This window comes from Amycolatopsis roodepoortensis (assembly GCF_014873915.1).
Lineage (GTDB): Bacteria > Actinomycetota > Actinomycetes > Mycobacteriales > Pseudonocardiaceae > Amycolatopsis > Amycolatopsis roodepoortensis.
Genome location: NZ_JADBEJ010000001.1, coordinates 1359263 through 1372461, shown reverse-complemented (window position 1 = coordinate 1372461; position 13199 = coordinate 1359263). Strand labels below are relative to the sequence as shown.

At 69.0% G+C, this 13199-nt stretch carries 11 protein-coding genes; 5 read left to right on the top strand and 6 right to left on the bottom strand.

Features of this window, described 5'->3' with window-relative positions; all coding sequences use genetic code 11:
- Window positions 1-256: 256 nt before the first annotated feature.
- The gene (gene xsc / locus H4W30_RS06335; RefSeq protein ID WP_126734247.1) at window positions 257-2065 is read right to left on the bottom strand and encodes a sulfoacetaldehyde acetyltransferase; all 1809 of its coding nucleotides are present in this window, start codon (window positions 2063-2065) and stop codon (window positions 257-259) included.
- A 143-nt stretch (window positions 2066-2208) separates the two neighbouring features.
- Here xsc and H4W30_RS06330 point away from each other — a divergent pair, with 143 nt between their 5' ends.
- The 3 genes from H4W30_RS06330 to H4W30_RS06320 are packed head-to-tail and all read left to right on the top strand — an operon-like array spanning window position 2209 to window position 5636.
- The gene (locus tag H4W30_RS06330; protein ID WP_192741911.1) at window positions 2209-3009 is read left to right on the top strand and encodes an IclR family transcriptional regulator; all 801 of its coding nucleotides are present in this window, start codon (window positions 2209-2211) and stop codon (window positions 3007-3009) included.
- A 9-nt stretch (window positions 3010-3018) separates the two neighbouring features.
- Window positions 3019-3951 carry an AAA family ATPase gene (locus H4W30_RS06325; RefSeq protein WP_192741910.1) on the top strand — a complete coding sequence of 311 codons (933 nt, stop codon included), beginning with the start codon at window positions 3019-3021 and terminating at the stop codon, window positions 3949-3951.
- On the top strand, window positions 3948-5636 hold the full coding sequence (locus tag H4W30_RS06320) for a cobaltochelatase CobT-related protein (protein WP_192741909.1): 1689 nt from the start codon (window positions 3948-3950) through the stop codon (window positions 5634-5636). The genes H4W30_RS06325 and H4W30_RS06320 overlap by 4 nt, the downstream gene beginning before the upstream one ends.
- Window positions 5637-5671: 35 nt before the next feature.
- Here the strand turns inward: H4W30_RS06320 and H4W30_RS43610 are convergent, their stop codons facing one another.
- Window positions 5672-6025, bottom strand: coding sequence for an antitoxin (locus tag H4W30_RS43610; RefSeq protein ID WP_318780538.1), 354 nt, complete (start codon window positions 6023-6025; stop codon window positions 5672-5674).
- Window positions 6026-6355: 330 nt separating this feature from the next.
- Here H4W30_RS43610 and H4W30_RS06310 point away from each other — a divergent pair, with 330 nt between their 5' ends.
- Entirely contained in the window at window positions 6356-6961 is a 606-nt protein-coding gene (locus H4W30_RS06310; protein ID WP_257486101.1) for an OmpA family protein, read from the top strand.
- Window positions 6958-8187 carry a polysaccharide pyruvyl transferase family protein gene (locus H4W30_RS06305; protein WP_192741908.1) on the top strand — a complete coding sequence of 410 codons (1230 nt, stop codon included), beginning with the start codon at window positions 6958-6960 and terminating at the stop codon, window positions 8185-8187. Before H4W30_RS06310 ends, H4W30_RS06305 begins: the two co-directional genes overlap by 4 nt.
- A gap of 108 nt (window positions 8188-8295) precedes the next feature.
- Here the strand turns inward: H4W30_RS06305 and H4W30_RS06300 are convergent, their stop codons facing one another.
- The 4 genes from H4W30_RS06300 to pdxR all read right to left on the bottom strand — a co-directional run bounded on the left by H4W30_RS06300 (window position 8296) and on the right by pdxR (window position 13155).
- Window positions 8296-9735, bottom strand: coding sequence for a sodium:solute symporter family protein (locus tag H4W30_RS06300; protein WP_192741907.1), 1440 nt, complete (start codon window positions 9733-9735; stop codon window positions 8296-8298).
- A complete protein-coding gene (locus H4W30_RS06295) occupies window positions 9735-9947 on the bottom strand; it encodes a DUF3311 domain-containing protein (protein WP_037339284.1) in 213 nt (70 codons plus the stop codon). Before H4W30_RS06295 ends, H4W30_RS06300 begins: the two co-directional genes overlap by 1 nt.
- Window positions 9944-11602 (bottom strand): amidohydrolase, encoded by a 1659-nt coding sequence (locus H4W30_RS06290; RefSeq protein WP_192741906.1) that lies wholly within the window; start codon window positions 11600-11602, stop codon window positions 9944-9946. The genes H4W30_RS06295 and H4W30_RS06290 overlap by 4 nt, the downstream gene beginning before the upstream one ends.
- 92 nt (window positions 11603-11694) lie before the next feature.
- On the bottom strand, window positions 11695-13155 hold the full coding sequence (gene pdxR, locus H4W30_RS06285; RefSeq protein WP_192741905.1) for a MocR-like pyridoxine biosynthesis transcription factor PdxR: 1461 nt from the start codon (window positions 13153-13155) through the stop codon (window positions 11695-11697).
- Window positions 13156-13199 lie beyond the last annotated feature (44 nt).

Genomic DNA, 13199 nt, shown 5'->3' with positions numbered 1-13199 from the left:
TGGCTTTCGCGACCCACCCACCAGCCAGACCCACGCCGGCCCGCATCGGCGTTGCGAAAGCCACTTTCGCAACGTTGAAGGTTGCGAAAGTGGCTTTCGCAACGTGCCCCTGCCCCAACAACCAGCCCGAGGGCGGCAGCGGGGCGTTCATGAAGGAATTGCGCTTCCTTCATCGACACCCGACCCCAAAGCGCGTGAAGGCCCCCTTCCCTCGGCTGAGCCGAGGGAAGGGGGCCTTCACGCGCAAAACGCCGCTCTACACGTAGTCCTTGTACTTCTCCAGGAACCGCACCGGCTTGGAGAGCGCGTCCCGACGGAACGGGTCGCCCAGCTCACGGGTGCACATGATCTCGATGACGGTCGTCTTGCCCTCGTTCATCTGCGCGTCGACGGCGCGCTGCAGGGCGGGACCGACCTCGTCGAGCTTCTCCACGACGATGCCTTCCGCCCCCATCGCCTTCGCGATCCCCGCGAAGCTCTCGCTCTCCAGTTCGCCCGCGACGAACCGCCGGTTGTAGAAGTCGACCTGGTTCTTCTTCTCCGCGCCCCACTGCCGGTTGTGGAACACCACCGCTGTGACCGGGATGTCGTGGCGGACGGCGGTCATGATCTCGCCCATGCTCATCCCCCACGCGCCGTCGCCGGCGTAGGAGATCGCGGGCCGGTCGGGCGCGGCGGCCTTGGCGCCGATGATGGTCGGCAGCGCGTACCCGCAGTTGCCGAAGCTCATCGGGGCGAAGAAACTGCGCGGCTCCTCGAAGCGCAGGTAGCTGTTCGCGACCGAGTTGATGTTGCCGATGTCGGTCGACACCATCACGCGCGGCGGCATCGCCTTCTCCAGCTCCCGCAACACTTCCCGCGGGTGCAGCCAGTTGCCCTCCTCGCTCTCCTGTTCCGCGATCATGTCGAGGCTGAACGGGTCGGTCTCGTGGGTCCAGGCGTCGAGTTCGGCCTCCCACGCGTCCTTCTCCGCCTTGATCTTCGCCGCGCGAGCGTCCTTTGTGGAGTCACAGGCCAACGTCCTGTCCGCGAGGCGCTTGGTCAGCGCGACCGCCGCGTCCTTGGCGTCGCCGCAGATGCCGACGGTGATCTTCTTGACCAGGCCGAGCATCTTGTGGTCCGCGTCGATCTGGATGATCTTCGCGTCCTTGGGCCAGTAGTCCATGCCGTGCTGCGGCAGGGTGCCGAACGGGCCGAGCCGCGAGCCGAGCGCGATCACGACGTCCGCCTGCGAGATCAGCTTCATCGCGGCCTTGGAACCCTGGTACCCCAGCGGCCCGCACCACTGCGGGTGACTCGCCGGGAACGAGTCGTTGTGCAGATAGCTGTTCACCACCGGCGCGCCGAGACGTTCCGCGAGCGCCTTGCACTCCTCGACGCCGTCGGCCATCACGACGCCGCCACCGGAGATGATCACCGGGAACTCCGCCGTGGCCAGCAGCGCGGCGGCCTCGTCGAGGCTCCGCTCGCCGCCGGGACCGCGATCGAGCCTGGCGGGCTCCGGGATCTCGGCCTCGATCTCGCCGTAGAAGAAGTCGCGCGGGATGTTGAGCTGCGTCGGGCCGAGCTCGGAGTGGGCCCGGTCGAAGCACCGGCCGGTGTACTCGGCCATCCGTTTCGGGTTGTTGACGTGCCCCTGGTACTTGGTGAACTCCTGGAACATCGGCAGCTGGTTGGCCTCCTGGAAACCGCCGAGGCCGGTGCCCATCGTGCCCGCTTCCGGCGTCACGATGACGACCGGGCTGTGCGCCCAGTAGGCGGCGGCGATCGCGGTGACGCAGTTGCTGATCCCGGGACCGTTCTGCCCGATGACGACGCCGTGCCTGCCGCTCACCCGGGCGTACCCGTCGGCCATGTGCCCGGCGCCCTGTTCGTGGACGACCGGTACCAGGCGGATGCCGGCCGGCGCGAAGATGTCCATCGCGTCCATGAACGCCGACCCCATGATGCCGAAGATGTCGGTGACGCCGTTCGCCACGAGCGTCTCGACGAAGGCCTCGGACGGGGTCATCTTCTTCCGGCCGCTGACGACCACGCGGCCGTCACCCGTCTTCCGTTCCGTCATGTTCCGCTCCTTCGACAGGCAGATTTACAAAAAACGATACGTGGCGTTCCTGAAATCAGGATGCGGCCGACGATAGGACGCGGATCGGCGAGCGTCAACGTCGGATTCTGGAAACCGAGACGCTGTGTGCTACTTTTCGAAACATGGAGCTGCTTCGCGAACCCGATCCGATCAACGGGGACACGCCGACCATGCGGCTGTTCTCCCTGCTCGAGCTGATCGCCGCCAAGGACCAGCTGGTCTCCCTGCAGGGGCTCGTCGAGGAGACCGGCCTGCCGAAACCGACGCTGCACCGCATGCTGCAGCAGCTCGAAGGGGCCGGCCTGCTGGTCCGCCAGGCCGACGGCCGCCACTACGGCACCGGCCACCGGCTGCGACGGCTCGCGGAGAACCTGCTCCTCAACGCGACCCACCACGGCGCCCGGCACGCCGTCCTGCGCCACCTCGTCGACGAACTCGGCGAGAGCTGCAACGTGACCACGTTGTCGGGCAACGAGATCGTGTACCTCGACCGGGTGGAGACGCCGGAACCGCTGCGGTTCTACCTCCGGCCCGGCTCGCGCGTGCCGATCCACTGTTCGGCCAGCGGCAAGATGATCCTCGCGCAGATGAGCCCGTCGCAGCGGCGGAAGCTGCTCGCGCACGCGCCGCTCAAGCAGTACACGAACAAGACCCTCACCGACCTCGACGCGCTCGAAGCCGAGTTCACCCGCATCCGCCGCGACGGGTTCGCGCTCGACGACGAAGAGTTCCTGCCCGGCTTGGTGTGCGTCGCGGTCCTCGTGCCGGGGCGCGCCAACCTCTGCGTCGCCGTGCAGGCGCCCGTAATGCGGCTGACGCCGGACAAGGCGCTGCAGACACTCCCCGCGTTGCAGCGCGCGGCCGAAGCGATCAGCCGCGTCGACGCCGAGGGCGGGTCCGAACCGGAAAGTGTTCCGTCGTAAGGAGTTCTCATGGTCCCCGAGCTACGGCTCCCGGTACGCGAAGTCTTCGGCATCGATTCGGATCTCGTCGTCGGCGCGTTCCGCGAGCGCGGCGAGCACGTCCCCGAGATCGACGAGGCGTACCGCTTCAACCCGGACGTGACGCTGGCCCTGCTCGCCGGTTTCACCCGCGACCGCCGGGTGCTGGTGCAGGGCCTGCACGGCACCGGGAAATCGACCCATATCGAGCAGGTCGCCGCGCGGCTCAACTGGCCGTGCGTGCGCGTCAACCTGGACGGTCACCTCAACCGCCTCGACCTCGTCGGCCGCGACGCCGTCGTGCTGCGCGAAGGCAAGCAGGTCACCGAGTTCCAGGAGGGAATCCTCCCGTGGGCGCTGCAGCGGCCGGTCGCACTGGTGCTCGACGAGTACGACGCCGGCCGCCCGGAAGTCATGTTCGTGCTCCAGCGCGTGCTCGAACGGGACGGCAAGTTCACCCTCACCGATCAGAACCGCGTCCTGCGGCCGCATCCGTCCTTCCGGCTCTTCGCCACCGCCAACACGGTCGGGCTCGGCAACCTCAACGGGCTCTACCACGGCGCGCAGCGGCTGAACCACGCGCAGATCGACCGCTGGAACATCGTCGTGTCGCTGAACTACCTGCCCGCCGCCGAGGAGATCGCGATCGTGCGGGCGCGGGTCCCCGGCGTCTCCGAGTCGCTGGCGGCGTCGCTGGTCGCGGTGGCCGCCTTGACCCGCAAGGGTTTCCAGGCCGGTGACCTGTCCACCCTGATGTCCCCGCGCACCGTGATCACCTGGGCGGAGAACATCGAGATCTTCGGTGATCCGGCGACGGCGTTCCGGCTGTCCTTCGTGAACAAATGCGACGAAGCCGAGCGGGACCTGGTGGCGGAATACTTCCAGCGCTGCTTCGACGACGAGCTCCACCTGCTCTCGGCATGACCACGGGGCAGGCGGAAACCCGGCGCCGCAACCAGGTCGAGGAGCTGTGCGCGGCCGCGGTCCGGGCGCTCACCGGCGATCCGGCGCTCCACTTCCGGGCACGGCGCTTGCATCGCGGCCGCGAACCACTACCCCTGCACGCCCCGCATCTCCGTCACGCTGCCGACGACGATCTGCTGTCGGTTCGCGGGATCGCGGACGGGATGGCGCTGCGCCTGACGTCCTCCGACGCCGCCCTGCACCGGAGCCTATGCCCGCGAGACCCGGCCGAACGCGGGATTTTCGAACTCCTGGAACAGTTCCGCGTCGAGTCGCTCCCGCCCGCGGACCTGCCGGGAATGCGGCGGAACCTACGCCTCCGTCATCTGCGCTGGTCACTGGAATTCCACCGCTCCGGCCTGACCGAGACCGCACGCGGTTTGCTGCTGTACACGGTCGCGCAGATCTGCCGGTCGCGGATCACCGGCGAACCGGTGGTCGAGGAGACCGAGGACCTCATCGAGGCGACCAGGTTCGCGCTGGCGCCTTCCCTCGGCCACGACCTCGCCGGGCTGCGGCGGCACCGGACGGACCAGAAGGCGTTCGCCGAACACGCGCTGGCGATCGCCCGGACGACCGGCGGCCTGCTCGCCGGGACCGAACAGAACGCCGAGGACGAGGGCGATCCCACCGACCCGCGGTTCAGTCTCGTGATCGACTTCGACGCGAGCCACGGCGAACAGATTCCCACCGCGACCGCCGGTACCAGCCGGACCTTGGGCGAATCCGGTGCGGCGTACCGGGTTTTCACCACCGCGTACGACCGCGAACGACGGGCGTCGGACCTGGTGCGCCCCGCGCTGCTGGCGGAACTCCGCGAACGGCTCGACCGGCGGGTCGCCAGGCAGGGCGTCGGCCCGGGACGGCTGGCTCGCGACCTCAAGGCGGTGCTGGCCGAGCCCGCGCGCGACGGCTGGGACGGCGGCCAGGAGGAAGGTCAGCTCGACGGCCGCACCCTGGCGCAGCTGATCAGCTCCCCCACCGAACGCCGGATCTTCCGCACCGAACGGATCGAGCCGGTGGCGGACACCCTCGTGACGTTCCTGATCGACTGTTCGGGTTCGATGACCGCGCACGCCGAACCCGTCGCCGCGCTGGCCGACCTCTTCGCGCGGTCGATCGAACTCGCCGGCGCCACCTGCGAGGTACTCGGCTTCACGACCGGCGCCTGGAACGGCGGCGGACCCGGGCGGGAGTGGAGGCGAGCGGGACGGCCGCGCCATCCCGGCAGGCTCAACGAACGCCTGCACCTCGTGTTCAAGGACGCCGAAACCCCGTGGCGCCGGGCGCGCCCGGACCTCGCGGCGCTGCTGAAGGCCGATCTGTTCCGGGAAGGGATCGACGGCGAGGCGGTCGCCTGGGCCTGCGGCCGGATGCGCGCGCGAACGGAGGCACGCCGGATCCTGCTCGTCCTCTCCGACGGCAGCCCCATGGACGGCGCGACGAGCCTCGCGAACGATCCGCACTACCTGGACGAGCATCTGCGGGAAACGGTGCTGCGAGAGGAGAACAGCGTCGAGATCAGCGGGATCGGCGTGGGGCTCGACCTGAGTCCCTTCTACCGCCGCTCCCGGGTTCTCGACACCTCGGTCACGTCCGGGTACGCGCCGTTCCGGGACGTCCTCGAACTGCTCTCCCGGCGCTGAACGCCGCCGGTTCCCTTCCCTGAGCCGCGGGTGGCTCAGCGGCCGTAGCCACCCTCTTCACCACTGTTCCCGCCGAACTCGGCGCGCTGCCCTTGGTCGCCGCCGTATTCATTGCCCTGGTCGCCACCGAAGTCGGCGCGCTGTCCCTGGTCGCCGCCGTACTCGTTGCCACCCTGGCCGCCGGGTGCGTCGTTACCGAAACCGCCGCCCTGCTGTTGTCCTTCGTTCTGCTGTTCGCCACCGGACTCGCCGAGGAAACCCTTGGCCTTGTCGGCGGCCGAGTCGATCTTGTCGGAGTGTTCACCGAAGCGGGACTTCGCGAAATCGGCGGCCTTGTCGACGTGCTCCCCGCTCACCTTGTCCTTCATGCCTTCGAAGTCGATACCCACGAGAACTCCTCACCTGGTTCGAATACGCCGAAGACCGGCGCATACCTCCATCAAAGTCCATTCGCCGGGTGCGGCAACTCGAACGCGACGGATGGGTGAGTCGGAGAGTTCTCCTTTCCAGTAAGGGAAAACCTCGACGAGCAAGACGCGGGGACGGCAGGGGTGGTCGCTCACTCGGGTGGACTTGCCGACCGTTCGCGGCCATACGAGTGCGATCTGTGAGTCCGTCACGACAAAAGGTTTCCTGGTCGACGCGATTTCTCTACACCATGCCCACGACACGGCCGAGGTCAGTCACACACGATCACGGTTGGCGCGTTTAGCCCGTTCGTGTTCGTATCCCTGGGGTCAGCCAAAGCGGACACGGCCAAAGGGAGTTCGAACTTCATGCGCAGGAAAATTGCCCGGACGGTAACGGGCGTCGCGATCGTGGCCGGCCTGGTCGCCGCGTGCGGATCCGAGGGCGAAAACGGTGCGGCTGGGACATCCGGCGCGAATGGAACCGCTTCAAGCGCGGCCGCCGCGTCGTCCTCCGGCGCCGGCGCCCCGGCTTCTTCGGGAGCGGGCACCGGAGACGCGGGTCAGGCCGGCGGTGAGGCGGCGCAGAAGGTGACCGCCGCGATCCAGCAGGCGCTCCAGCAGTCGCCGATCACCTTCACCACGGAAAGCGCCGAACTGACCGAAAAGAGCAAGACGGCACTCGGCGAGATCGCCAAGGCCATGCAGGGCAACGACGTCAAGATCACCGTCGCCACCCATGCGGGTTACCCCGACGCGGAAAAGTCCAAGGCGCTGTCGGAAAAGCGCGCCGAGGCGATCACCGCCGCGCTGGAAGCCGCGGGCGTGGCCAAGGATCGCGTCAAGACCGAAGCGACCGGCAACGAGAAGGCGCAGGGCGATCAGGCGTTGGACACGCAGATCACCGTCGCGCAGTGACCTTCGACGGAAGCGCGGGTGGGCGGAGCGATCCGCCCACCCGCGCTTGTCACTATCTGATCGGCCCGAGCGGTTTTCCCAACTACGGCGACGAACTGATCGCGGCGACGTGGCTGCGCCATCTGGCGCGGATCGCCCCGGAGGCCGACGTCTGGCTCGACACCCACTCGCCGGGACCCGCGCGAGTGCTCTTGGACGGGCTGCATCCGCGGCTCCGCTGCACGGACACGCTGTGGCGGCTGTGCGGTGAGGCACCGTCGGACGATCCGTGGGAAGTGGCGCGCTGGGTGCAGTCGGCGGTGGACGACCCCGGGCTCGCGCCGCGCTGGGACGCCGGTATCGACCTCCTCGGCCGGACCGACGTGGTGCACCTGATCGGCGGTGGCTACCTCAACGCGTTGTGGCCACGGCATATCGGGCTGATCGCGGGCGCCGCGGCCGCCGCTCGGCGATCGGGTGCCCGCACGGCCATGACCGGGCAGGGCCTGACGCCGTTCCCGTCCGGCGCCACCGACCTGCTCCGGTCGCTCACCGACCGGTTCGACGTCGTCGACGTCCGCGACGATCCGTCGGCGGAACTGCTTCCCGGGGTCGCCCGGACTTGCGACGACGTCTTCCTGGAACCGCCCGAGCCCAGGGCCGCCGCGCAGGCGCGCGAATTCGTCCTCTGCGTACAGTCCGACATCGGTGCGTTCGAGCCGTCCGTACTGGCCGCCCAGGTGCTGGGTCTGGTGCGGGCGTGGGAGATCCACCCCGAGCAGCTCGCCGTCGTCGAGGGGATCCCCCGGGTCGACCGCGCCGTTCCGGCGCTGTTGGAGCACGAACTCGCCGGCGCGGAATTCCATCCGTTCCGCGACATCTGGCGCCACGGCCCGCCGATGGCGCCAGGGCAGACCTGGATCTCCAGCCGGTACCACCTGCACCTCGTCGCCGCGGCGGCGGGCGCGACCGGCCTCGCGATGAGCGTGACGCGCGGGTACTACACGACCAAACACCGCAGCCTGATCGACCTCGGCTCGGGCTGGACGTCGTTCGACGCCGAGACGGGCGGGACACCGGACCGGCCGACCGGTACCGGCTTCCCGCCCCACGTCGTCCGGCGGTGCCGCGAGCTGAAACTCTCGGTCGCGAAGGCGGTCTACGGTGAGCAGGCGCCCGAAGAAGCCTCGGCACCTCCGCCCGCGCGGCGTCTCGCCCTGCGGTCGTGGCGGACCCGGTCGAGTTAGCCGTATCACGAGAGTTACGCCTTCAATCACGCGAGTTACGCCTCTGATCACGCGAGTTACGCCTTCAAGCACGCGAGTTACGCGTTCAATCACGCGTGATCGCTCGTGTCACCGGCTGAGCGACGGAACCGCCTCCGGGTCTGGAGCGCTGTCGGCCGACTTCGCCACCGGGGTCCGCGCTTTGTCCGGCGCCGCCAGGCTCCAGATCGCCACCACGGCCAGGTTCACCCCGAGCGACACCAGCCCCGCGTTGAAACCGCCGAACGTCGCGCCGGTGACGTACAGGGCGATCGCCGTGAGCACCCCGGTGACCATTCCGGCGGCCACCGCGGCCGTCCGCACCCGGCGCACGAACAGGATCGCGAGCCAGCCGGGGACGACCTGGGCGAGCAGGTTGTACGTCAGGTTCAGGATGGTGAGCATCAACGTCGACGCGACGAGGGTCAATACCGCCGCCAGTACCAGGAAACTCGCCACCGCGACGACGGTCCACCGCCGTTGCGCCGCGGCCGGGACGTTCGGCGCGAGGTTGCGGCAGACCATGCCGCCGATGGTGAGCGCGGTCGCGGCGAGCACCAGCACACCCGACAGCGCGGCACCGGCGGCGACGAGGCCCAGCAGCCAGTCCGGCAGCAAACCCTTGGCCGTCACCATGAACACCGTGTTCGGGTTCTCCAGGTCCGGATGCGCGCGCACACCGTAGTAGGCGGCCAGCACCAGGAACGGGTAGATCAGCATGTACATCGGCATCCACACCGTCGAACTCTTCACCGCGCGTTCGGAACGGGCCGGGAACACGTAGGCGCCGCCGAAACCGAGATAGAACACGATGCTCTGGAAGAGGATCGTCGTCATCGCGAACGTGAGTTCCGAGCCGCCCATGGTGGTCTGAGCCGCGCTCAGCACCTCGGGTCCGCTGACCTTCGCGGTGCCGCCGGCGGCGATCACGACGGCCACCCCGACGAGCACGACGCCGAGCAGCATGAAGAAATCCTTGAGGATCGACACGAACGCGGGCGACCGCACGCCGGAGACGGCGATGTAGACGAACGCCACGATGCCCGCCAGTACCACGCACTGCACGGGATCCAGCCGCAACCCCAGGTTGCTCAGCACCACCTGGAGCCCGATGAACTGGTACTGCCCCCACGGGACCAGCGCGATCAGCATCGTGACACAGGTGATCAGCTCCAGCCGCCTGCTGCCGAAATGCCGCCCGAACACGTCGGGCACGGTCATCGCGTCGTACCGTTTCGCCGCCCGCCACACCAGCGGCGCCAGGAAATAGCCCAGCGAGTACGCGAGCAGGATGTAGCCGAGGAACCAGATCCCGTAGCTCGCGCCGTGCGCGTAGATGCCGCTGGGGAACCCGATCATCGTCCCGATGCTGTACACCTCGCCGACCGCGAGGAAGTACACCAGCCACGCCGGGAACGACCGGCCGCCGACGAGGAACTCCGAGATCCCGCCGCCGCGTGTCGACCGTCCCGCCCATACCGCGAGCCCGATCGAACCCGCCATCACCACCGCCACGATCGCGATCAGCATCAGTCGTCCTCCGGGTAGTGGGCGCGGTCGAAGAAACGCCAGCTGATCCACAGGCACAGGGTGGTCAGCGGGCAGCAGCAGAAGACCCAGAAGAACAGCACCGGGATGCCCAGCACCGATGCTGTCGATCCGGAGAGCAGCAGAATCCCCGCCAGGAGGGCGAAAGCGGGGACGAACAGTCCGATGAGGACACTCGGCCAGCTACGGATCATCGTGTCGCTCCCGTCGTCTCGCGCCGCCAGACGACCTCGCCGCCACTGACGGTTGCGTCCACGGTCAGCTCGCGGATCCGGTCCGGGTCGATCGTGGTGGGGTCACCGGAGAGCACCGCGAGATCGGCGAGCTTCCCGACCTCCAGGCTGCCCTTGACGTCCTCCTCACCAGCCAGGTACGCGGCGTCGATCGTGTAGCCGCGCAGCGCGGCGTCGACGTCCACGGCCTGTTCCGGGCCGAGCACCTTGCCCTGCCTGGTGATCCGGCGTACCGCGCACCAGATCCCCTCCAGCGGCGGCACCGGGGTCACCGGGGTGTCCGAATGCAGTCCGAAGTGGATTCCGCGCGAGCGGGCCGAGACCAGCGGGCTGATCCGGCGGGCCCGCTCGGGGCCGAGGAAGACGTCACGATGCCGATCTCCCCAGTAGTAGACGTGTTTGACGAAGAACGACGCGAGGACGTCGTGGGCCGCCATCCGGTCCAGCTGGTCTTCGCGCACCGTCTGGCAGTGCTCGATCCGGTGCCGCCTGCCGGTGCCGCGCGGCGAGCCCAGCCGCGAATAGCCGTCGATGATCGCGTCGATCGCCGCGTCCCCGTTGCCGTGCACGGCGACCTGCCAGCCCGCCGCGTCGAGCGCGGCGATCCGGCGGCCGAGGTCGGCGGGTTCGAGCAGCATCATGCCGTGCTCGTCCGGGTCGCAGGTGTAGCCCTCCGCGAGGCAACCGGTCTTGCCCTGGATCGACCCGTCCGTGACGATCTTGACGCCGGTCATCGCGAACTTGTCGTCCGCGCCGTCTTGCGGGGCTTCCGGTTCGCCCTCGTCGAGGCCGGGAAGCAGGCCGTCGAACAGGTAGCCACGCACCCGGACGCGGAGCTTCCCGGCTCGCCTCAGCAGCGAGTACGCCTCCAGCTCCGCCGCGCCGCCGATGAGACCGATCCCGGTGTCGTGCACGGAAGTCACGCCGTTGGCGAGGTATTCCTCATCCGCCAGCAGCAGGGCTTCGGCCAGTTCGCCCGCGCTCTGCCCGGGAAGCCGGGACGTGACGAGGAAGGCCGCCGTCTCGACGAGTACCCCGGTCGGCTCGCCCCGGGCATCGCGCACGATGAGGCCGCCGGGCGGGTCCGGGGTCTCGGCGGTGATCCCGACTTCGCGCAGGGCGAGCGAGTTCGCGGTGCAGAAATGCCCGGAAACATGGGTCAGGACCACGGGATTGCGACCGGAGACGGGATCGAGGTCCGCGCGCGTCGGATGACGGCCGTCCGCGAGCAGTGTGTCGTCGTAACGGAAACCGCGGATCCACTCCCCCGGCCCGAGATCCTTGGCCGCCTGCGCGACCCGGCCGGCGATGTCGGCGATGGTGTCGTTGGGCGGGCTGCCGGCGTCGACCGGCGCGGCCAGCGTCATCCCGAAGAACGCCGGGTGGTTGTGGGACTCGACGAAACCGGGGATCACCGTGCGCTCCGCCAGGTCGAGCACGGTGGTCTCCGGGCCGATCAGCCGCGAGATCTCCCGTTCGGAACCGAGCGCGGTGATCCGCCCGCCGCTCGCGGCCAGCGCGCGGACCCGTCTCCCCGCCGCGTCGAGGGTGAGGACGGTGCCGCCGAGCGCGACGAAATCGGCTGCACGCTGGGGATCTTCTCGAAGGAACTCCACACAGGCCTCCCGGGCTCACGAGGGATTCCCAGACAGTGCGGCACGTCTGGCCGCCTGAACAGGTCCAGAACGCTCCGCTGCGGTGGTACCAGTTAGGCGAGCAGGTCGCGGCAGGCCTGGCCGAGAAGCCGGATACCGGGGTCGATGTCGCGCAACGGAACGGCCGCGAAGCCGATCCGGAAGTGATTGCGTGGCGGGTCTTCCCCGACGAAGAAGATGTCGCCGGGCTCGATCAGGACGCCGTCGCGTTCGGCGCGTTCGATCAGCGCCCGGCAGTCCAGTTCGGACGGCCCGGTCATCCAGAGGCTGACCCCGCCCGGCGGGTACGCCGTCTGCGTCCACGGCAGGTGTTCGGTGACCGCGGCGCAGGTCGCCTCCCATTTCCGCATCAGTTTCGTGCGGTAACGACGCAGGGACCGGTGGTACTCGCCGCTGTCGATGAGCAGCGCCAGCGCGCGCTGGAGGTGACCTGGCGGATGCCGCAGCACGTACCGGCGGATCTCCCGCAGTTCCCGCACCAGCTCGCGCGGCCCGACCAGGTACCCCAGCCGCAGGCCGGGCGAGAGGAACTTGGAGAAGGTGCCGAGGTAGATCGCGTCGCCGGTGCCGTCGAGCGCCTTGAGCGCGGGCGTGGGACTGCCGTGATACCGGAATTCGCTGTCGTAGTCGTCCTCGACCAGGACCGTGCCCGCACTCGCGGCGAGGCTGAGCAGGCGACGGCGGCGGCCGATGCTCAACGTCGCGTTCGTCGGATGGTGGTGGCTCGGGGTGAGGTAAAGCAGATCGACGCCGTCGAGTGTCTCCGGCGGGCGCAGGCCGCTCTGGTCGACGTCGACGCCGCGCAGTCCGGCGCCGGTGCGCAGGAAGATGTGCCGGGCGTCGAGGTACCCCGGGTTCTCCATCGCCACGACGCTCTCCGGGCCGAGCAGCGCGCGGCCGAGCAGGTCGAGCCCCTGCTGCGAACCGACGGTGATCAGCACCTCGGACGGATCGGCCTCGATCCCCCGCGCGGTGAGCAGCTGACGGCAGATCAGGTCGACCAGCATCGGGTCGTCCGAGCCGACACTGTCCTGCAGGCTCGGGAACACGTGCGGCCGGTACAGCGCGTCGCGCAGGCAGCGGGTCCACGACCGCGCCGGGAACGCGGTGACGTCGACCTGGCCGGCGAGGAACGGATACGGATAGGTGTGCCAGTCCGGGCGCTTCTCGATATGCGGCACCCCGGCGTCGGGGTACCGGCGCACCCGCGCGCTCCAGTCGATGGCCGGGGTGGTGCCACGCTCCTGCACGGCACAATGCGGCCGCATCTCCGCGTTGATGAACAACCCGCTGCGCTCCCGGCTCTCCACGAACCCTTCGGCGACCAGCTCCTGGTAGGCGAGGTTGATGGTGTTGCGGGAAACGCTCAGTTCGGCGGCCAGCTCACGCGAGCTCGGCAGCCGGTGCGCCGGGTCGAAGGTGCCGATCGCGATGCCGTGCTCGATGGCGCGCCGCACCTGCCGGTAGAGCGGCTCGGCGGACGTCCGGTCGATTTCGATCAACGTTCGCGGCAACGGCACCTCCCTCTCGGCGACGGGACCGGGATCTGAACCTAGCT

Bases quoted from the DNA above. Each gene is read 5' to 3' on its own strand.
- xsc (WP_126734247.1), bottom strand. From the start codon at position 2,065: ATGACGGAACGGAAGACGGGTGACGGCCGCGTGGTCGTCAGCGGCCGG.
- H4W30_RS06330 (WP_192741911.1), top strand. From the start codon at position 2,209: ATGGAGCTGCTTCGCGAACCCGATCCGATCAACGGGGACACGCCGACC.
- H4W30_RS06325 (WP_192741910.1), top strand. From the start codon at position 3,019: ATGGTCCCCGAGCTACGGCTCCCGGTACGCGAAGTCTTCGGCATCGAT.
- H4W30_RS06320 (WP_192741909.1), top strand. From the start codon at position 3,948: ATGACCACGGGGCAGGCGGAAACCCGGCGCCGCAACCAGGTCGAGGAG.
- H4W30_RS06300 (WP_192741907.1), bottom strand. From the start codon at position 9,735: ATGCTGATCGCGATCGTGGCGGTGGTGATGGCGGGTTCGATCGGGCTC.
- H4W30_RS06295 (WP_037339284.1), bottom strand. From the start codon at position 9,947: ATGATCCGTAGCTGGCCGAGTGTCCTCATCGGACTGTTCGTCCCCGCT.